This window comes from Cedecea neteri (genome assembly GCF_000758305.1).
GTDB classification, from domain to species: domain Bacteria; phylum Pseudomonadota; class Gammaproteobacteria; order Enterobacterales; family Enterobacteriaceae; genus Cedecea; species Cedecea neteri_C.
Genome location: NZ_CP009458.1, coordinates 3,996,503 through 4,015,433 on the forward strand (window position 1 = coordinate 3,996,503; position 18,931 = coordinate 4,015,433).

The following is an 18,931-nucleotide window of genomic DNA, read 5'->3' on the forward strand; positions in this document are numbered from 1 at the left end:
TCCGACGTGATTCACGGAGAACCTGAGTTAAATGGAAGCCTATAAACTGGCACGAACGCTGGCACAAAATACCGCCAGCCAGCGTTTACAGCTCTCATCTGTCGAAGCCTCTGTGGCCGATCTGCGCGGCCAGCAGCTCTCGTTGCAGCAGCAGATCGCCTCTCTTTACCAAAAAATGGCGACGTTGCTACTGCAGGAATCCTCATCCGTGGATGTGGACGAGCAGAACATTCAAGTCTTGCTGCAGCAGCTAAACAAGGAAATTGACCTCACTCGCCAGCAGCTCACGGCCGAAGAACAACGTTTCCAGCAGCATCAACGGGCTCTGGTAACCCTGGATGAACAAGTCGACCAGCAAGAAGCCGAGCGAGAAAAGCAGCTGGCCGCAGATCCGCTAGCTGAGCAGGCTCGAACAGAGAAAGAGAGCTTCACCGCAGAATTAGAGAAACAAACCGCACTTCACGCCGAACTTGACGTTGAGGTCGCGCAGAAAACGGCGGTTTACGACCAACAGAAATTGTTTAGTTATTTGCTGAGCAAAGGCTACGGCACCGAGAAATATCGCGCCTGGCGCCTTCGGCGTAACCTCGACAGCTGGATTGCCGGACTCTGCCGCTTTAACGAAAACGTTGCTAATTACCATATGCTTTTTGCGCTACAGACTGCCTCCGAAACCAAACTGCAAACGCTGCGCCAGTTGGCGGCTGCGCGGGACGAGCACTTCAAAGGTTTTGTTAGCCGCGTAGAAAAAAATGTAGGACTGCCCGAGTTGTATCAGCGGCTTGAAGCCCTGGAAGCCAATCTGACAGTCAGCCAACAAAAGGTTAGCCAGCTGCAGTTGAAAATACAGGAATATGCCAACGGAGAAGGTGAGAGTTTTCAGCGTATTATGCGCAGACTGTCGGAGCAGATGTCGCGTCTGCCCCAGCAGAAGCTCAGCGAACTGGTGGCGCGCACTGCCTCGCCGGATGACGATATTATGCTGGAAAGAATACGCACCCTCATTCCTCAGGAAACAAGCCTCGTTGGCCGTATTGCCGCCGCGCAAACCGACCAGGAGAGTGCAAGGAACGATCTTGGCCGGGCTGAATCCCTGGAGAGCGCTTTCCATCAGCATGGCTTTAACGATCCCGACCTGGAGTTTAAATGGGGCCTGCTTGATAGCGAGGAAAAACAGATCAAGCGCTATATGGACGGCGAACAAAGCCTGAAAGATATCATGGCTAAAATCTCTGCGGCCTCTCGTAAGCGGCCGAAGCCCGCAGTCACCAGCAGCTATAGCAGCGCCCGACGCCCCGCTTCCAGCTCGATGTGGACATCCAGTTCATCCTCCGGTAGAGGCTCCAGCACAAGTTCGTCCGGCAGGGGTTTTAGCTCTTCTTCTTCAACCGGTGGCGGCAGTTACCGGACCACGGACAGTTTCTGATGGATAAGATAAAACTCAGCGATCAGCTTGGGGCGATGGCTATCATCGACACACTGCATGCCCAGCAAATTGCCGTTGACGAGCATTTAGACCTGCCGTTGTTAAGGCAGAAAATCAGCCAACGCATACGCGACTACTACCAGAAATCGGGCACTGTTGTGAATGACGAGCTGATTGAAGAAGGTGTGAAAAACTGGTTCACACACCGTCTGAGCTATCAGTCACCGTCGCTAACCCTCAGCCAGCGGCTGGGCGCAAACCTGTACCTGACCAGCCCGAAGTGGTTAAAAGGACTGGCCGTGCTGGTGTTGTGCGGCGCCCTGTTTACCGGCTATCGTCTTTATGACACCCATAAGCAGCAGGTAGCGTTGAGCGACAATATTGCGCTGCAGATAAAGAGAAGCCAGGACCTGACGGGGATTGCCCACTACATAAAGGGGACGCTGGATGTTGCCAATAAGGCGGCACTTGTCTGGGCCACGAAACCGTTAGCCGAGGTTGAGGATAAGGTCAACGGCATGTTGGAGCAGTTTTCGCATCAGCAGCCACAAAACTTGGTGATGGCGGGTTCCCGTACTGAGCGCGAGGAACAGCTCCAAGCGCTGACAGCGCTGAACGACAAACAAAGAGATCGCCTGGAATATACCAATAATCTCATCGTCGACGTACCTCGTCTGCTGCAGGCTGACGGCGCGCTGCAGGAGATTACCGCTGATCCACAGTTCGCGACATTCCTCAGCCAGTCCTCTGACGTTTCAGCCAAATTCGAGGCGGCGAAACAGGCGATCTTGCAGAATAGCCCGACGGTGGAGGCCGCTGTGGCAACGGTCAGCACCGCCGTTGAGCAGCAAAAAACTCGCATTGAGCGAATGAAAATTTTTGCGGAAAAGAAGAATAAGCTTCTCGGACTCCCCCTTTCCAGCGGTGACAGGAAAACACTCAGCGATTTTGTCGCCGGGCTGGAGCGTAGCGTAGCCGAACGCGGCTATACAGAGATTATTCCACCGCCGGAATGGATAGAGTCTATCAACCGCCTGGATGAAATGTATGCCTATGTGGTGGAACCTCTGACGTTCATCGTTGTGGATCGCATCGGTGAAAAATCGGGTGTGGAGAGAACTTACGATGAATCAGGCGGCCGCAGTTGGTACCTGATAACAGAAGCGATAAACAGCCGCGGCGTGCCGCAGGCGGTGTGGGTCAAAGACAGTGAAACCGGGCGGGAACGCAAGACAACCACCTTCGGAATTCGAATCTCCCAGGCCGAGTTTGAAAAGCTCAAAAAAGACAAGCAGGAAGATGGGCATATCGATAACTACATCGTCGGTAATAAGCCAGCCAATCAACTTACCGTTCGTTATCAGCGCCCGGTCATGAGCGGGCGGATTCTGAGCTGGTAATGATGAAACCTGAGCCAGCATTTTTTTAGGCAGTGAATGTTACACGATACTTCAGCCCCGCTCTGCGGGGCTTTTTTATGGGGTAAATAATCCGGTTTTTCTCTTTTTATCTTCAACGGTGCTCGAAATTCAGAAAATTCAACTAAGGTTTTCAGGGAGTTGATCGCAACGTAGTGCGTTGCGTCCCATCGATGGAGAAGAAATGATGATAAAAACCGTTTTGCGCCGGCCTTATGCGCTTTGCTTTGCGGCCCAGATGGCCGCTGCCGGTGCCGTATTTGGCCTCACGCCGCTTGCTTCATTTGCAGCCCAGGAAACAGAAACCCCACGTCCACCCGAGCCTCAATCGCCTGATGAGCTTTTTGGGCCTTTGTTTATTGATGTTCAAACGGCGAAGCTGTTCCCCGACCAGAAAACCTTTGCGGATGCCGTGCCCAAAGGCGACCCGCTGATGATCCTTGCGGACTACCGTATGCAGCGTCGACTCTCCGGGTTCGACTTACGCCATTTTGTTGATGTGAATTTTATCCTGCCGAAGGAAGACAAAAAGCCTGTGCCGCCGGAAGGAGAAAGCCTGCGGGAGCATATCAATGGGCTCTGGCCAGAATTGACTCGTACCGCGAACAGCGACAACAAATGGGACCCGCTTCTCCCGCTGCCAAAACCCTATGTTGTGCCCGGCGGGCGCTTCCACGAGCTTTACTATTGGAACAGTTACTTCACCCTGCTGGGACTGGCGGAAAGTGGGCGCTGGGATGACGTGCAAAATATGGTGGACAACTTTGCGCACGAAATCGATACCTGGGGTTACATCCCCAACGGGAACCGCAGCTACTATCTGGGCCGTTCGCAACCACCGTTCTTCGCTATGATGGTGGAACTGCTGGCGCAGAATAAAGGCGATAGCGTTTACACAACTTATTTCCCGCAGTTGAAGCAGGAGTACAGCTGGTGGATGGAAGGCAGCGACGCCCTCAAACCGGGTGAAGCCCATGCCCGCGTGGTGAAACTCAAGAATGGTGCCCTGCTCAACCGTTACTGGGATGAGAAAGACACGCCGCGAACCGAGTCTTACCTCGACGACGTCACCACTGCAAAAAATACGCCGTCGCGTGCGGCCACGGATATTTATCGCGATCTGCGGGCCGCCGCCGCTTCCGGCTGGGACTTCAGCTCCCGCTGGATGGATAATCCAGCCCAGCTGGGCACCATCCGTACCACAAGCATTGTGCCTGTGGACCTAAATGCGCTGCTCTATCAGCTTGAAAAAACTCTGGCGCACGCCAGCGAGCTGGCAAAAGATAGCGCCGCAGCACAGCGCTATAAGCAGGCAGCGATTGATCGCCAAAAAGCGATTGAGCAAAACCTGTGGAACGCCAAAGAAGGCTGGTACGCGGATTACGATCTGAAAAGCAACGCGGTTCGAAACCAGCTAACCGCCGCCGCCCTGTTCCCGCTCTATGTTCATGCCGCTTCGCAAGACAGAGCGGATAAGATGGCGAAAGCCACCCGCCAGCATCTGCTCAGCGCGGGTGGACTTGCCACCACTAGCGTAAAAACGACTCAGCAATGGGATGCTCCAAACGGTTGGGCGCCGCTGCAATGGGTCGCCACCGAAGGTCTGCAAAATTACGGGCATAACGACCTCGCGCTGGAAGTCAGTTTCCGCTTCCTGAGCACGGTGCAGAATCTCTACAACAAAGAGCAAAAGCTGGTTGAAAAATACGATGTGACCACCGGTGGCACGGGCGGTGGCGGCGGTGAATATCCGCTACAGGATGGCTTCGGCTGGACCAACGGCGTCACGCTGAAAATGCTGGATATGCTTTGCCCGAAAGGCAAATCCTGCGACAACGCGCCGGATAAACTGCCTTCAGCCACGCCAGGCCCGGCGACGGAAACGGCCAAACCTGCCGCAGATAAAACGGAGAGCTCACCTGCCTCGAGCAAGCCAGCGCCGTAACCTCCCCGCACTGACCACGGCATTATTGCCGCTTAATCATCTCATTTAAAACAACAAGCCCATGAAATCATCCGTTATTTCATGGGCTTTCATGCATTAAAAAAATCACATACCTTGCACTTACAAACAATAACGATAACAATTCGCATTCGAAATCGCATTTAAACCGCGTTTTCCCGTCGCATGCCGGCGGAGGATTTCCATCAGGATGATGACCTCAATACTTCCGGACAAAAAAATGATAAAGGTTTTTACCGTCAAGCGCTCCGCTTTACTCTGCGCGCTGGCGCTCATCGCCCCTTTTTCTTCATCGGCTGAAGAAACCCTGGTTGTGACCGCCAAACCTGCTGACACCGCAACCTCTCCTACGCTTGGCTATACCGCCACCACAACCCGTGGTGCGACCAAAACCGACGAGCCGCTGATTACCACCGGGCAAAGCATTTCCGTCGTGACCCGCCAGCAAATGGAAGACCAGGGCGCGCAAACCATTAACAACGCGCTGAACTATACCCCGGGCGTGTTCACCGGCTTCTCCGGCGGCGCAACCCGCTACGATACCGTCGCGTTACGGGGCTTCCACGGCGGGGATGTGAATAATATCTTCCTTGATGGCCTTCGCCTGATGAGCGACGCGGGCAGCTTTAACGTGGTCCAGGTCGATCCCTGGTTCCTCGAACGGCTGGATGTTATCAAAGGCCCTTCCTCCGCACTTTACGGCCAGACCGTGCCGGGCGGCCTGGTGATGGAAACCTCGAAACGCCCGCAGTTTGTTGAAGAAGGCCACGTGCGGGCAATCTTCGGCAACCACAATACCAACGGTACGGCGTTTGATTACACCAACGCGATTAATGACCAGTGGGCCTTCCGTATCACCGGCCTGACCAAAAATAGCGATACACAGTATGAAAACACGCGTGACGAACGTTACGCTATTTCGCCCTCCCTGCTTTGGCAGCCGGATGATGCAACGTCTTTGGTGCTAAGAGCTTACCTGGAAAAAGATCCGTCCGGCGGCTACCACGGTTCCGTTCCGGGCGACGGCAGTCTTTACACCACCACGGGACGCAAGCTGGATACCGGGTTCTCAGACGTACAGCCGGGGGATGACGCTTTTAAGCGCCACCAGCAGATCTACAGCTACGAGTTTGCACACGCCTTCGACGATGTCTGGTCTTTCCGCTCAAACGCCAGCTATACCCACTCAAACGTAGCGCTTCGGCAGGCTTACCAAATTGGCTGGGCAGATACCGCGCATAACGAACTGGCGCGCTACTACAGCCGTGAAAACTCCTCGCTGGATGCCTGGGCCATCGACAACCAGTTGGAAGCCGACTTCGCGACCGGCGACCTGCAGCATAAAGTGGTGCTCGGCGGGGAATACCACCGGTTCACCAACGATTTGACGGACGGAACGGGCTACACCACCAACCTGAACCCATGGACCGACGTTTCTGGCGGCGTTGGCGGTTACTACTATTACGATCCACGTGACCCAAGCTACACGACAATTAATCAGGGGCTTTTGGTTAAATCAGGCCGACGCCAGTATGAGCAAACCGGGGCTTATCTGCAGGATGAGATGAAGTGGGACCGCTGGCATATGACGCTGTCTGGCCGCTACGATCATCTGGTCACCAAAAGCCATCTGGTGGCGACGGCGATCGACAGTGACGTGACGGACAACCGCAGCGACAACCACTTTAGCGGCCGCGCATCTCTGCTGTACGCCTTTGATAACGGTATTTCGCCGTATGTGAGCTACAGCCAGGCCGTCACGCCGCAGGTACTTTCCGATGCCGAAGGCAAGCTGCTGAAACCGACAACCGCAGAACAGTACGAGGCCGGGATTAAATACCAGCCAATTGGCACCAGCGATCTGTATAGCGTCGCCGTTTACGATTTGACCCAAAAAGATGTGGGCAACCGTAACGTTCAGGGCGGCTATTTTGAACCGGCAGGTAAAGTGCATTCCCAGGGGCTGGAGCTGGAAGCCCGCACTCAGTTGACACCACGCCTGTCGACCATTGCCAGCTACACCCTCAACCGGGTTCGCTATAAAGACGCCATTGACGGTAATGACGGCAACAAGCCGTACGTCACGCCAAATCAAATGGCGAGCCTGTGGAGCACGTTTAAAGCCGATTATGGCCTGAGCCTGGGCGCAGGGATTCGCTACATCGGCAAACAATGGGCCGACAACGAAAATACCCTGCGTGTTCCTTCCGTAATGCTGCTGGATACCATGGTTCGGGCAGATATAGGCGCATGGACACCGTCGCTGAAAGGCGCGTTTGTGCAGCTCAATGCCACCAACCTGACGGGCCGTGACTATGTGGCGGGCTGCTACGGGACAGGCTATTGCTATTGGGGCGCAGAACGTTCCGTGATTGCAACCGTGGGCTACGATTTCTAAACTTGTACAGAAAGCTAAACGTAAAAACGGCCCCGCAGGGCCGTTTTTGTAATAAATGACTTTCTACCGTCGTACCATCCTGAAAATAGCCAGCACAATAATGGCGCCAATCACCGCCACAAAGAAACTTGGCCAGTTAAAACCGGTTACCGGTCCGCCAAGGTGCAATGCCGTCGCCACCCAGCCGCCGACAACCGCGCCCACGATCCCCAGAATACAAGTGAGGATAATACCGCCGCCGTCTTTGCCAGGCATAATCAACTTAGCGACCACACCCGCGATAAGACCAAAAATAATCCAGGCCAGGATACCCATTTTAGAACGTCCTCTTCTACATTGTGAGCTTTAGCAGGCTCGCCCGAGGCTCTCTGCGCCCCGGCCAGCGACCTGCTGTCAAAAAGAGTATAGTTCGGTTGCAAAAAAACGTGATGAATCTCACCTGGTTATACGCATTTTCAGGAAAAAATAGTCAAAAATTTGTATTAAGTTTTGTGCGGTTTTGCCGATAAGCTTCGTTACCACAACCTGAAAACACAACAAGGACTTGAGCCTTGAGTCACTATAACGATCAGTTCCTGAAGCAGTCTCCTCTGGCAGTATTAGGTGTGTTACGTGATTTACACAGACAGCAGGTTCCCGTCAGGCTGGAATGGTCTAACGGGCAGTTCATCAGCAAAATTCTCGACGTTTCGGCGGAGCGTTTAGTGCTGGACTTTGGCAGCCAGGCGCAGGAGAACCTTTCCGTGCAGAAGGCCAACGATATTGATTTCATCGCTGAAACGCAGGGGGCAAAAGTCGAATTCTCGCTGCCGGGCCTTAAAGCGACGGAATATCAAAATCTCCCGGCGTTTACCACGCCGCTGCCGCCATCGCTGTGGTTCGTTCAGCGTCGGGAATACTTCCGTATAACCGCGCCTACGCAGCCCCAGTACTATTGTCGCACCGAGCTGGCCGATGGGTCTCAGTTTGCCTTCCGGCTCTGTGACCTGTCTCTCGGCGGAATGGGGGCACTGGTGGATGGCACATTGCCGCCAGGACTTGCGCCCGGCCTGCGTTTTGGCCGCGTAGAGATGGATCTCGTGGAATGGGGCAAGTTTTATTTTGATATGCAGCTGGTGATGGTTTCGGAGCGAAAAGTGGTGGACAGTAAAAATGAAACCATTTCTACTCCGCGCCTGAGTTTTCGTTTCTTAAACGTCAACCCGGCGGTCGAGCGCGAACTGCAGAAAATTATTTTCTCGCTGGAGCGGTCGGCCCGGGAAAGGGCCAACCGTGTGAAATAGCTTAAATAGCATTCATGGCCCGCGTGACCTTATACAGGTAGCGCGGTGCCTGCGGCGCAGGATGGTTAGTCGCTACGTGCTGGTAGAACTCATCCGGACTCAGGCGGTTAATCTTGTCAATCGCGTCCTGCCTGTCAGAGTCAAAGGTTCTTAATAGCGCCCCCGCCCCGTTCACGTAAGAAACGATTAGCGCGTACTGCATCACCTGCGGGTCGTTGATCCCCCGTAAAATGCCGTGTTCCAGAATACTCAAATACGCTGTGCCGATGTCGATATTGCGTGCCGGATCTCGCAGTTCGCTGTCCGATGGCTGCCCACTGAAGCCTTGATTGCGGTATACCTCTTTGCCCGCCGTGGAGCCTTTGATTTGCATCAGGCCGATGGCATTAGAAGCGCTAACCAGCTTCGGGTTGCCGCCCGACTCTACCGCAATGATCGCCGTTATCAACCTTGGGCTAACGCCCCATTGCTGCCCGGAGACTTCGGTCAGCGGCATCCAGTTCAGCGCCCGCTGGGTGGGGATGGTCGGATCCCACGGCGCCTGCTGCTGCGGAGAATGGCTGGAGCAACCGGCCAAAAAAAGCACCAGAATGATAAACCCTCTTAATTTCACGCCTCTATCCTTATTGATGTGGCCAGCCATAACGGCGATGACAAGCGCTCTCGATAGCGGCATGATAACCAATTCATATTCAGCAAGGAAATGCCATGTCTCTGATTCATTTAATCGCCCCGTCCGGCTACTGCGTTAATCAACAGGCCGCGGCCAGGGGCATTCGTCGGCTGGAAGAGAATGGGCATCAGGTCGTCAATCAGCAGGCAGTGACAAGGCGTTTTCAACGTTTTGCCGGTACGGACAGTGAACGACTGGCGGAACTTAATCAGCTGGCGGCGCTACCGCCGGAAACGGACATTGTGCTGGCCGTGCGCGGGGGTTACGGCGTGAGCCGCCTGCTTGAGCACATTGATTTTTCACGTCTGGGTGCTGTGCTACGCGCCCGGCCACAAATTATCTGCGGCCATAGCGACTTTACTGCTTTTCAGCTAGGCCTGTTGGCACAGTGCGGGGCCATCACCTTCAGCGGGCCAATGCTTGCCGGAAATTTTGGTGCCGAGGAGAGGGATGAATACACCTGGCGCCACTTTTGGCAGGCGCTCAGCGAACCGACGTTCACGCTAAGTTGGGAAAACGATGCGCCCGCGATGCAGGCCAGCGGCACGGTTTGGGGCGGCAATCTCGCGATGCTGATCTCTCTGGTCGGCACGCCGTTTCTGCCGCAAATAGACGGTGGCATTCTGGTTGTGGAAGACATTAATGAACATCCCTTCCGCGTTGAGCGCATGCTGCTGCAGCTTTACCATGCGGGGATTCTGTCACGCCAGAAAGCAATTATTTTAGGAAGTTTTAACGGTACAACCACAACAGATTACGATGCAGGATATACTTTTGAAGAAATGCGTAAAACGCTGCAACAACGCCTTAATATACCAGTCCTTTCCGGCCTGCCTTTTGGACATGAGCCGCAAACCGTGACGCTGCCGCTCGGCGCGTTTGGCGAACTGGCCCACGACGGCGTCACCTCCCGGCTGACGTTGAGCGGGCACCCGGTACTTCGCTAAAGAAGCCCGGTTTAAGCGCCCTTTTTGGGCGTTTGGGTAGCAGATGACATGTTACAATTCGACAACATAGACAAAGGAGACGAGTGATTTTGGACGCAGGGGCGATTGTCAGTCTGTTTATTTTGGGTTCCGTTCTGGTAACTTGCAGTATCTTATTAAGTTCTTTCTCCTCTCGTCTGGGCATTCCCATTCTGGTTATCTTTTTGGCTATCGGCATGCTGGCCGGGATCGATGGCCTCGGCGGTATCCCGTTTGATAATTACCCTTTTGCTTACCTGATCAGCAACCTGGCGCTGGCGGTGATTCTGCTTGACGGCGGGATGCGAACCCAGGCGAGCTCGTTTCGCGTTGCGCTTGGCCCCGCGCTCTCGCTGGCAACCGTCGGCGTGTTAATTACCTCCGGCCTGACCGGAATTGCCGCCGCCTGGCTGTTCAACCTGAACCTGATTGACGGGCTGCTTATTGGCGCCATTGTGGGTTCGACCGATGCCGCTGCGGTCTTCTCCCTGCTCGGTGGGAAAGGCCTTAACGAACGCGTAGGCGCGACGCTTGAAATTGAATCGGGCAGCAATGACCCGATGGCGGTGTTTCTCACCATTACGCTGATTGAGATGATCCAGCAACACCAGACCGGCCTGAGCTGGCTGTTCCTCGTGCACATCATTCAGCAATTTGGCCTGGGGATTGCGCTTGGCCTTGGCGGCGGCTATCTGCTGCTGCAAATGATTAACCGGATAACCCTCCCCCACGGACTTTACCCGATGCTGGCCCTGAGCGGCGGAATTATGGTGTTTGGCGTGACCACGGCGCTGGACGGCAGCGGTATTCTGGCTGTTTATCTGTGCGGCTTTGTCATGGGCAACCGCCCGATCCGCAACCGTTTCGGGATCCTGCAAACCTTTGACGGCCTGGCCTGGATGGCGCAAATCGGCATGTTCCTGGTGCTGGGTTTACTGGTGAATCCGTCCGATCTGCTGCCGATTGCGGTGCCCGCCTTGCTGCTTTCCGCGTGGATGATCTTCTTTGCTCGTCCGCTGTCGATTTTTGCCGGTCTGCTGCCATTCCGCGGTTTTAATCTTCGTGAGCGCGTATTTATCAGCTGGGTTGGGCTGCGAGGTGCAGTGCCGATCATCCTGGCAGTGTTCCCGATGATGGCCGGGCTGGATAACGCCCGCCTGTTCTTCAATGTCGCTTTCTTTGTCGTGCTTGTGTCTTTACTGCTCCAGGGTACGTCGCTGGGCTGGGCCGCAAAGAAAGCCAAAGTCGTGGTGCCGCCGGTCGGCTGGCCCGTTTCCCGCGTGGGCCTGGATATTCATCCTGACAATCCGTGGGAACAATTTGTCTACCAGCTAAGCGAAGAGAAATGGTGTGTGGGCGCCGCCCTGCGTGACCTGCATATGCCAGAAGAGACGCGCATTGCCGCACTGTTCCGCGATAACGTGCTGCTGCATCCGACGGGCAGCACTCGCCTGCGTGAAGGCGATGTGCTTTGCGTGATTGGCCGCGAACGCGATCTTCCTGCACTTGGGAAACTGTTTAGCCAGTCGCCGCCGGTGGATTTGGATCAACGTTTCTTTGGCGATTTTATTCTGGAAGCCAGCGCCCAGTTCTCCGATGTGGCGACCATTTACGGCCTGACGCTGGATGAAGAAGTGGATACCCAGCAGTCGTTAGGTGATTTTGTGCTGGGGATGCTTGGCGGTGCACCGGTTGTTGGCGACCAGGTGGAGTTTGCCGGGATGATTTGGACGGTGGCCGAGAAAGAAGACAACCTGGTGCGTAAGATTGGTGTCCGGGTGGCCGAGGAAGAAGAGGAGTAGTTTCCCCTCACCCCGGCCCTCTCCCAGAGGGAGAGGGGGAAAACAAATGACGGAAACCTTCTTTATTCCCTCTCCTTCTGGGAGAGGGTTAGGGTGAGGGTAAAAAAACAAAACCTATACTGCGGTTTGTGAGGTGACAACCAAACTGCCTCTCGAGAGAAGCACGGACATTAACTCACCACCACCGGCACTCGCGGCGCTAACGCACACATCAGCTCATAACCCACCGTACCGGCGGCGCTGGCCACATCGTCAATTTTAACGTTTTTACCCCACAGCTCAACCGGGCTGCCGATGCCGGCCTGCGGGCAAGGCGTCAGATCTACGGTAATCATATCCATCGATACTTTCCCTACCACGCGGGTCATGACACCATCCACCATGACAGGCGTACCGTCTGGCGCAATGCGCGGGTAGCCGTCCGCATAACCACCAGCCACAATCCCGATTCGCTGCTCGCCGCTGGCGGAGTAGCGGCTACCGTAGCCCACGGTATCGCCAGCCTTCAGGTTCTGAATGCCGATAATTTCGCTGCTCAACGTCATTACTGGCTGAATACCGCTGGTGGCGACATCCTGCCATTGCCCGCTCGGAGAAGCGCCATAAAGGATGATCCCCGGGCGAACCCAGTCAAAGTGCGCTTCCGGGTGCCACAGCGTAGCCGCCGAGTTTGACAGCGAACGAGGAGCATCAAGGCCTTCTGCCGCCTGCTCAATGCGCTTCATCGGCTCAACAATGCCTTCTGGCTGCTCGGCATCAGCAAAATGCGCCATCAGCGTCAGTTCACCCACATTCGGGATCGCGTGAAGTTTTTGCCAGATACCGTGCACGCGATCGGGCGTAAACCCGAGGCGATTCATCCCGCTGTTGATTTTGAGATAAACATCCAGCGGCGCGCTCAGCTTCGCGTTGGCTATCGCCTTCACCTGCCAGTTGCTGTGCAGGCTGGTGGTCAGCCGGTATTTGTCGAACAGCGCCAGCTCATCGGCATGGAAGAACCCTTCCAGCATCAGGATCGGCCCTTTCCAGCCGCGCTCACGTAGCAAAATGGCCTCTTCGAGATTCAGCATGGCAAAACCATCGGTCGCGCCTAACGCCGACCAGATACGGTCGAGACCGTGGCCGTACGCGTTGGCCTTAACAACCGACCAGACACGTGAATGCGGTGCGGCTCTGCGCACTACTTCAAGATTGTTGCGCAGCGCGCTGAGATCCAGCGAAGCAATCACAGGACGGGACATGACGGCTCCTTTTAGTTATGTGCGCCGTGAAGGTGGCGGGCGCTCAGTGGCGTAAAGCCAGGCGCGTAGCGTGCGATGCCTAAATCCTCGCTTGGGATAGCCGGAGTACGCCCGGAGATCAGGTCGCTCAGCATCTGGCCCGAACCGCATGCCATTGTCCAGCCTAGCGTGCCGTGTCCGGTATTAAGCCAGAGATTCTTGAACGGCGTACGTCCTACAATTGGCGTCCCGTCCGGCGTCATCGGGCGTAGCCCGGTCCAGAAGGTTGCCTGCTCTACGTGCCCACCGCGCGGATAGAGATCCCTGACAACCATTTCCAGCGTTTCACGGCGTGGCTGCAGCAGTTCGGTGTTGAAGCCGACGATTTCCGCCATCCCTCCCACGCGGATGCGGTTGTCAAAGCGGGTAATCGCGATCTTGTAGGTCTCATCCAGAATGGTAGAAACCGGGGCGCCCTGCTCGTCGGCAATAGGAATGGTCAGGGAGTACCCTTTTAAAGGATAGACAGGAATATCGGCAATGCCCTTGAGCAGGCCAGTGGAATAGGAGCCGAAAGCCACGACGTAGGCATCCCCCTTCACCACTTCCTGGCCACACTGCACGCCGCTGATTTGCTGGTTGTCGTACAGCAGACGATCAACCGGCGTATTGAAGCGGAACTCAACGCCCGCTTCCGCCGCCATCCGCGCCAGGTTTTGGGTAAACAGCTGGCAGTCACCGGTTTCATCATTCGGTAAGCGTAGGCCGCCGGTCAGTTTGTGGGCTACGTCCGCCAGCGCGGGCTCAACACGATTGAGCTGGCTGGCTTCCAGAAGTTCATACGGTACGCCCGCGTCTTTCAATACGGCGATGTCTTTCGCCGCACTTTCATACTGCTGCTCGGTGCGGAACAGCTGCAGCGTGCCGCCCTGTCGGCCTTCATACTGAATGCCAGTAGTGTGGCGCAGCTCTTTCAGACAATCGCGGCTGTATTCTGCCAGACGCACCATGCGGCCTTTGTTTTCCATGTAATGCCGGGTATCGCAGTTACGCAGCATCTGCCACATCCACTTCAGCTGGAATTGGGTTCCGTCGAGACTAATGGCCAGCGGTGCATGGCGCTGGAACATCCACTTAATAGCTTTTAACGGGACGCCCGGTGCAGCCCAGGGCGCGGCATAGCCCGGAGATATTTGCCCGGCGTTGGCCGCGCTGGTCTCCTGCGCCGGCCCTGATTCGCGATCGATGACGGTGACTTCATGCCCGGCCTGACGTAAATACCAGGCGCTCGCCACGCCGACGACACCACTTCCCAGCACCACAACACGCATATCTGCTCCGCAATTAGCTAAAAGAATAATCTTCTGATTACATATTGATAACTCAGTTGAATATGTTATTCAACATATGGCTTTATTATGGTGACTAAACTCACAGAGTTGCCCGCCAGTGCTGGAGCGAGATAATTAGCATCTCCTGTACGGGAAAACATTTTCGTCAAAATAAAATGCTGTTAGGCGGGTGAAAACCCCGCTATTGAGATCAATAAATCGCGAAGAAAAAATTTTACTTGTCGGCGCTATCTTTCAGGAGTTGTCTATTCTTGAAAGTGAGGCTTTCCATCCAGAGAAAGTTGAAAACAATGAGGGCGCGCTGATGGCTACCGTAACTGATTTCGCCACAAAGGATCCCATCCGTCTGAGTGACGGACCCGACTGGACGTTTGAGCTACTGGACATCTACCTGGCCGAGATTGACCGGGTAGCAAAGCTCTACCGGCTGGACACCTATCCCCACCAGATTGAGGTAATTACCTCAGAACAGATGATGGATGCGTATTCCAGCGTGGGGATGCCAATTAACTATCCGCACTGGTCTTTCGGCAAAAAATTCATCGAAACCGAGCGCCTGTATAAGCACGGGCAGCAAGGGCTGGCGTATGAAATTGTCATCAACTCTAACCCCTGCATTGCCTATTTGATGGAAGAGAACACCATCACCATGCAGGCGCTGGTGATTGCGCATGCCTGTTACGGGCACAATTCTTTCTTTAAAAACAACTACCTGTTCCGCAGCTGGACGGATGCCAGCTCGATAATCGACTACCTGATTTTCGCTAAAAATTACATTACGCAGTGTGAGGAGCGTTACGGGGTTGATGAGGTGGAACGCCTGCTGGATTCCTGCCACGCGCTGATGAACTACGGCGTCGACCGCTATAAACGCCCGCAGAAGATATCCCTGCAGGAGGAGAAAGCGCGCCAGAAAAGCCGGGAAGAGTATCTGCAAAGCCAGGTGAATACGCTCTGGCGCACGCTGCCGCGTAAGGAAGAGGAAAAAACCGCAGAATCCGCCCACCGCTTCCCTTCGGAGCCGCAGGAGAATCTGCTGTATTTTATGGAGAAGAATGCCCCGCTGCTGGAGCCCTGGCAGCGTGAGATCCTGCGTATAGTGCGCAAGGTGAGCCAGTATTTTTATCCGCAAAAACAGACCCAGGTAATGAACGAGGGCTGGGCGACCTTCTGGCATTATACCATTCTCAATCACCTGTATGACGAAGGCAAAGTCAGCGACCGCTTTATGCTGGAGTTTTTGCACAGCCATACCAACGTGGTGTTCCAGCCACCCTATAACAGCCCGTGGTATAACGGTATTAACCCCTACGCGCTGGGGTTCGCCATGTTCCAGGATATCAAACGTATTTGCCAGTCGCCGACCGAAGAAGACCGCTACTGGTTCCCGGATATTGCCGGTAAAGACTGGCTGGAAACGCTGCATTTCGCCATGCGTGATTTCAAGGATGAGAGCTTTATCAGCCAGTTCCTGTCGCCTAAGCTGATGCGCGACTTCCGCCTGTTCACCGTGCTGGACGATGACCGTAATAATTACCTGGAAATTTCGGCCATTCATAACGAAGAGGGTTACCGGGAAATACGTTCTCAGCTGTCGGCGCAGTACAACCTGAGCAACCTCGAGCCGAACATTCAGGTCTGGGATGTGGATTTGCGTGGAGACCGCTCGCTGACGCTGCGCTACATCCCGCACAACCGCGCCCCGCTGGATAAAGGGCGCCGGGAAGTGCTCAAGCATGTGCACCGCCTGTGGGGCTTTGACGTCGTGCTGGAACAACAAAATGCGGATGGCAGCGTGGAACTGCTGGAGCGATGCCCGCAGCGAAACCCGCTGTAGGAGTGAAAAAAAACGCTTCCCCAGGGAAGCGTTTTTTATGCTGGCCTAGCGACTGTGCATCGCCAAATCGCCAGGCAGGTTTTTCTGCATACGGTGCCAAATCTCGCCGCTCTCGCGACCGTAGTTACGCACGGTATCAAAGACCTGCTCGTGAAGCCCCTGCTGACAGATTTCCGCCAGGCGGTGGTAAAAGCCCAGCGCCAGGCTGCGGGCTTCAGGATTAGAGAAGTAGTGACGCCCGATGCGGGTGTACAGCCCTTTCATCCCGTTCAGGATCAGCCCATAAATCGGGTTACCAGACGCAAACGCCAAGCCGCGGAAAATGTTGTAGTCCAGTTCGGCAAAGGCGTCCGCGTGGTCTTCAACTTTGCTAGCCGTGGCCAGCACTTCCTGCGCTTTATCTGGATACTGACGAATCGCTGTGCGAATAAATATCGTGGAGATATTGGTTCGCACCGAAAGCAGGTTATCAATCAGCTGCGGCACGCTGTCGTGATCGAGACGCGCCAGCGTTTCCAGAATGTTTAAGCCTGAGGTTTCCCAGAAATTGTTCACCCGCGTTGGCTTCCCGTGCTGAATTGTCAGCCAGCCGTCGCGTGCAAGACGCTGAAGCACTTCACGTAATGTGGTACGCGTAACGCCAATCAGTTCTGAAAGTTCACGTTCTGCCGGCAGGATGGAACCCGGCGGAAAACGACTGTTCCAGATACTTTCTATAATATACTCTTCCGCGAAACCCGCTGGGCTCTGCGCCTTAATGACCATAGTAAGATTTCCATTACTCAGGTTTTGCAAATTGGACTCATCATACCAGATGCCATGCGCGCCAGATAGCGGGGACGGCGCGCAAATGCGGGATCGGCGTTGAATTTTGACGATAAATGCCTTAACTCAGGATTTCCTTCGGCTTGATCGCATACGCCTTAAACGAGTACCCTGAAGCGTTATCTTTTTAAACATCAACATAATACAACGGATAATGGTAATAATACGATGGAAATGTCCTTTGGGCGGGCGTTGTACCGCAACTTTCTGGGTCAATCACCTGACTGGTACAAATTAACGCTACTTCTCTTTTTAGTGGTTAATCCGCTGGTCTTTTGGTTTGTCAGTCCGTTTATCGCGGGCTGGATGCTGGTGGTGGAGTTTATCTTTGCGCTGGCGATGGCGTTGAAGTGCTACCCGCTGCTGCCGGGCGGCCTGTTGGCTATTGAAGCCGTACTGGTCGGCATGACCAGTCCCGATCACGTCCGGGCTGAGATCGCTTCAAATCTCGAAGTGCTGTTGCTGCTGATGTTTATGGTGGCCGGGATTTACTTCATGAAGCAGCTTCTGCTGCTGCTTTTCACCCGCCTGCTGCTGGGGATCCGGTCCAAAATTGCGCTGTCGCTGGCTTTCTGCGTCGCCGCCGCGTTTCTTTCCGCCTTCCTTGATGCCTTAACGGTTGTGGCCGTTGTTATTAGCGTGGCCGTGGGCTTCTACAGCATCTATCACCGCGTGGCCTCTGAAGCGCAGGATGACAGCAACGTTCAGGACGACAGCCATATCCGAACCGACAGCCGCGAGATCCTCGAGCAGTTCCGCGCTTTCCTGCGCAGCCTGATGATGCACGCCGGCGTTGGTACCGCCCTGGGGGGTGTAATGACTATGGTTGGCGAGCCACAAAACCTGATCATTGCTAAAAACGCGGGCTGGCATTTTGGCGATTTCTTCCTGCGCATGATGCCGGTGACCGTACCGGTGCTGATTTGTGGCCTGCTCACCTGCGTGCTGCTGGAGCGTTTTAAAGTATTTGGTTACGGGCAAACGCTGCCAGAAAAAGTGCGCGGGATCCTGTATGACTTTGACGCCCAAAGCGCGAAGAAGCGGACGAAGCAGGACAAGGTGAAACTGCTGATTCAGGCACTGATTGGCGTCTGGCTGATTATCGCGCTGGCGTTACATCTGGCAGAAGTCGGCCTGATTGGCCTGTCGGTGATTATTCTGGCGACATCCCTGTGCGGGGTTACTGACGAACATGCTATCGGCAAAGCCTTTACCGAAGCGCTGCCGTTTACTGCTCTGTTAACCGTGTTCTTCACCATCGTGGCGGTTATCATCGACCAGCATCTGTTCAGCCCGATTATTCAGTACGTGCTCGATGCCTCCCCACACGCCCAGCTGTCGCTGTTTTATATCTTTAACGGCCTGCTCTCCTCGATTTCCGACAACGTCTTTGTCGGCACCGTTTATATCAACGAGGCGAAAACCGCGCTGCAGAATGGTGCCATCAATATGCAGCAGTTCGAACTGCTGGCGGTGGCTATCAATACCGGTACAAACCTGCCCTCGGTGGCAACGCCGAATGGCCAGGCGGCGTTCCTGTTCCTGCTGACGTCGGCCCTGGCGCCGTTGATTCGCCTCTCTTATGGCCGCATGGTTGTGATGGCGCTGCCTTACACGTTGGTGCTGACTCTTGTGGGCCTGCTGTGCGTGGAATATACCCTGGCGCCTGCTACACAATGGATGCTGGACAGCAGCTGGCTAATGACGCCTGATACGCTGCTTGCACCGCACTAAGGCAATTTGACGGGAAGTCCGCTTCCCGTTACAAA

General features: G+C 54.9%; 14 protein-coding genes and 1 pseudogene. 9 read left to right on the top strand and 6 right to left on the bottom strand.

The features are described 5' to 3' along the window. Positions 1 to 31: 31 nt before the first annotated feature. From LH23_RS18565 to LH23_RS18580, 4 genes are all read left to right on the top strand, one after another. On the top strand, positions 32 to 1,426 hold the full coding sequence (locus tag LH23_RS18565) for a hypothetical protein (protein WP_039294385.1): 1,395 nt from the start codon (positions 32 to 34) through the stop codon (positions 1,424 to 1,426). Next, positions 1,426 to 2,826, top strand: coding sequence for a DUF6384 family protein (locus LH23_RS18570; RefSeq protein WP_039294387.1), 1,401 nt, complete (start codon positions 1,426 to 1,428; stop codon positions 2,824 to 2,826). Before LH23_RS18565 ends, LH23_RS18570 begins: the two co-directional genes overlap by 1 nt. A 205-nt stretch (positions 2,827 to 3,031) precedes the next feature. Next, on the top strand, positions 3,032 to 4,789 hold the full coding sequence (gene treA / locus LH23_RS18575) for an alpha,alpha-trehalase TreA (RefSeq protein ID WP_039296875.1): 1,758 nt from the start codon (positions 3,032 to 3,034) through the stop codon (positions 4,787 to 4,789). A 238-nt stretch (positions 4,790 to 5,027) separates the two neighbouring features. Beyond that, positions 5,028 to 7,205 carry a TonB-dependent siderophore receptor gene (locus LH23_RS18580; protein ID WP_039296877.1) on the top strand — a complete coding sequence of 726 codons (2,178 nt, stop codon included), beginning with the start codon at positions 5,028 to 5,030 and terminating at the stop codon, positions 7,203 to 7,205. A gap of 63 nt (positions 7,206 to 7,268) precedes the next feature. On the opposite strand, the gene LH23_RS18585 is transcribed toward LH23_RS18580, so the two are convergent. After that, a complete protein-coding gene (locus tag LH23_RS18585; protein ID WP_016536859.1) occupies positions 7,269 to 7,520 on the bottom strand; it encodes a GlsB/YeaQ/YmgE family stress response membrane protein in 252 nt (83 codons plus the stop codon). Positions 7,521 to 7,756: 236 nt separating this feature from the next. Here LH23_RS18585 and ycgR point away from each other — a divergent pair, with 236 nt between their 5' ends. Next, on the top strand, positions 7,757 to 8,488 hold the full coding sequence (gene ycgR / locus LH23_RS18590; RefSeq protein ID WP_039294390.1) for a flagellar brake protein YcgR: 732 nt from the start codon (positions 7,757 to 7,759) through the stop codon (positions 8,486 to 8,488). A gap of 1 nt (position 8,489) precedes the next feature. Here ycgR and emtA read toward each other — a convergent pair whose 3' ends face one another. Beyond that, the gene (gene emtA, locus LH23_RS18595; protein ID WP_039294392.1) at positions 8,490 to 9,101 is read right to left on the bottom strand and encodes a membrane-bound lytic murein transglycosylase EmtA; all 612 of its coding nucleotides are present in this window, start codon (positions 9,099 to 9,101) and stop codon (positions 8,490 to 8,492) included. A gap of 95 nt (positions 9,102 to 9,196) precedes the next feature. Between emtA and ldcA the strand changes: the two genes are divergently transcribed. Together ldcA and LH23_RS18605 are read left to right on the top strand one after the other, a co-directional pair. Next, the gene (ldcA, locus tag LH23_RS18600; RefSeq protein ID WP_039294395.1) at positions 9,197 to 10,108 is read left to right on the top strand and encodes a muramoyltetrapeptide carboxypeptidase; all 912 of its coding nucleotides are present in this window, start codon (positions 9,197 to 9,199) and stop codon (positions 10,106 to 10,108) included. An 89-nt stretch (positions 10,109 to 10,197) separates the two neighbouring features. Beyond that, positions 10,198 to 11,928 carry a potassium/proton antiporter gene (locus tag LH23_RS18605; RefSeq protein ID WP_039296880.1) on the top strand — a complete coding sequence of 577 codons (1,731 nt, stop codon included), beginning with the start codon at positions 10,198 to 10,200 and terminating at the stop codon, positions 11,926 to 11,928. On the opposite strand, the pseudogene LH23_RS24460 reads toward LH23_RS18605, so the two are convergent. From LH23_RS24460 to LH23_RS18615, 3 genes and pseudogenes are all read right to left on the bottom strand, one after another. After that, positions 11,860 to 12,039 (bottom strand): annotated as a pseudogene (locus LH23_RS24460) (hypothetical protein); the annotation flags it as partial. The gene LH23_RS18605 and the pseudogene LH23_RS24460 sit on opposite strands and share 69 nt — an antisense overlap. Before the next feature lie 59 nt (positions 12,040 to 12,098). Further along, a complete protein-coding gene (gene dadX, locus LH23_RS18610; protein WP_039294397.1) occupies positions 12,099 to 13,169 on the bottom strand; it encodes a catabolic alanine racemase DadX in 1,071 nt (356 codons plus the stop codon). A gap of 11 nt (positions 13,170 to 13,180) precedes the next feature. Further along, positions 13,181 to 14,479 carry a D-amino acid dehydrogenase gene (locus tag LH23_RS18615; protein WP_039294400.1) on the bottom strand — a complete coding sequence of 433 codons (1,299 nt, stop codon included), beginning with the start codon at positions 14,477 to 14,479 and terminating at the stop codon, positions 13,181 to 13,183. Between the two features lie 325 nt (positions 14,480 to 14,804). Here LH23_RS18615 and LH23_RS18620 point away from each other — a divergent pair, with 325 nt between their 5' ends. Further along, complete coding sequence (locus LH23_RS18620; protein ID WP_039296882.1) at positions 14,805 to 16,337, top strand: SpoVR family protein; 1,533 nt, start codon at positions 14,805 to 14,807, stop codon at positions 16,335 to 16,337. A gap of 45 nt (positions 16,338 to 16,382) precedes the next feature. On the opposite strand, the gene fadR is transcribed toward LH23_RS18620, so the two are convergent. Next, positions 16,383 to 17,102, bottom strand: coding sequence for a fatty acid metabolism transcriptional regulator FadR (gene fadR, locus LH23_RS18625; RefSeq protein ID WP_008454089.1), 720 nt, complete (start codon positions 17,100 to 17,102; stop codon positions 16,383 to 16,385). Positions 17,103 to 17,330: 228 nt separating this feature from the next. Between fadR and nhaB the strand changes: the two genes are divergently transcribed. Further along, positions 17,331 to 18,896: a sodium/proton antiporter NhaB gene (gene nhaB, locus LH23_RS18630; protein ID WP_039294402.1), complete on the top strand. Its 1,566-nt coding sequence runs from the start codon at positions 17,331 to 17,333 to the stop codon at positions 18,894 to 18,896. Positions 18,897 to 18,931 lie beyond the last annotated feature (35 nt).

Bases quoted from the DNA above. Each gene is read 5' to 3' on its own strand.
- LH23_RS18565 (WP_039294385.1), top strand. From the start codon at position 32: ATGGAAGCCTATAAACTGGCACGAACGCTGGCACAAAATACCGCCAGC.
- LH23_RS18570 (WP_039294387.1), top strand. From the start codon at position 1,426: ATGGATAAGATAAAACTCAGCGATCAGCTTGGGGCGATGGCTATCATC.
- treA (WP_039296875.1), top strand. From the start codon at position 3,032: ATGATAAAAACCGTTTTGCGCCGGCCTTATGCGCTTTGCTTTGCGGCC.
- LH23_RS18580 (WP_039296877.1), top strand. From the start codon at position 5,028: ATGATAAAGGTTTTTACCGTCAAGCGCTCCGCTTTACTCTGCGCGCTG.
- LH23_RS18585 (WP_016536859.1), bottom strand. From the start codon at position 7,520: ATGGGTATCCTGGCCTGGATTATTTTTGGTCTTATCGCGGGTGTGGTC.
- ldcA (WP_039294395.1), top strand. From the start codon at position 9,197: ATGTCTCTGATTCATTTAATCGCCCCGTCCGGCTACTGCGTTAATCAA.
- dadX (WP_039294397.1), bottom strand. From the start codon at position 13,169: ATGTCCCGTCCTGTGATTGCTTCGCTGGATCTCAGCGCGCTGCGCAAC.
- LH23_RS18615 (WP_039294400.1), bottom strand. From the start codon at position 14,479: ATGCGTGTTGTGGTGCTGGGAAGTGGTGTCGTCGGCGTGGCGAGCGCC.
- LH23_RS18620 (WP_039296882.1), top strand. From the start codon at position 14,805: ATGGCTACCGTAACTGATTTCGCCACAAAGGATCCCATCCGTCTGAGT.
- fadR (WP_008454089.1), bottom strand. From the start codon at position 17,102: ATGGTCATTAAGGCGCAGAGCCCAGCGGGTTTCGCGGAAGAGTATATT.
- nhaB (WP_039294402.1), top strand. From the start codon at position 17,331: ATGGAAATGTCCTTTGGGCGGGCGTTGTACCGCAACTTTCTGGGTCAA.